The organism is Vibrio sp. HI00D65 (assembly GCF_001635455.1).
GTDB lineage: Bacteria > Pseudomonadota > Gammaproteobacteria > Enterobacterales > Vibrionaceae > Vibrio.
The window spans coordinates 1-811 of record NZ_LWEH01000292.1; the positions used below are offsets into that span (position 1 = coordinate 1).

An 811-nucleotide genomic window follows, 5' to 3' on the forward strand; every position below is an offset into this window, starting at 1 on the left:
ACTTAGATGGGGCTATAGCTCAGCTGGGAGAGCGCCTGCCTTGCACGCAGGAGGTCTGCGGTTCGATCCCGCATAGCTCCACCATCTTTAAGTGTTCTTCCTTAAGAATCTTTAAAAATGGTTATTTCTTTTGAAATATCTAGCTCTTTAACAATTTGGAAAGCTGACTGATTAACTCTAAGAGTTAATCAAATTAAAAGTTCTCAATGTTTATCCTTTGGATAAACACAACACAAACACATTCAAGTGTCTTGTATTCGATTCAAATCTAATTTGAATCACATTGAGTCCGGCAAACACGTAATAAGAATTAACCCTTCTTATTACAACCAAAAACCTTGGTTAGTTGCCATACACTAAGACCCTTTCGGGTTGTATGGTTAAGTGACTAAGCGTACACGGTGGATGCCTTGGCAGTCAGAGGCGATGAAGGACGTATTAACTTGCGATAAGCCCAGATTAGACAGTAAAAGTCATTTGAGTCTGGGATTTCCGAATGGGGAAACCCACTTACATAAGTAAGTATCTTGTTGTGAATACATAGCAGCAAGAGGCAAACCGGGGGAACTGAAACATCTAAGTACCCCGAGGAAAAGAAATCAACCGAGATTCCGAAAGTAGCGGCGAGCGAAATTGGATTAGCCCTTAAGCTTTTAATGAGACAGACGAAGGCTCTGGAAAGTGCCGCAATAAAGGGTGATAGCCCCGTAGTCGACATCTCATCATCAGTGAAAACGAGTAGGGCGGGACACGTGATATCCTGTCTGAATATGGGGGGACCATCCTCCAAGGCTAAATACTACTGACTGAC

At 42.7% G+C, this 811-nt stretch carries 1 tRNA gene and 1 rRNA gene; both read left to right on the plus strand.

Annotated features, from left to right (window positions below):
* The first annotated feature begins 8 nt into the window (after nucleotides 1-8).
* A tRNA-Ala gene (locus A3712_RS18985) sits at nucleotides 9-84 on the plus strand.
* A gap of 294 nt (nucleotides 85-378) precedes the next feature.
* Nucleotides 379-811, plus strand: a 23S ribosomal RNA gene (locus tag A3712_RS18990); the annotation flags it as partial.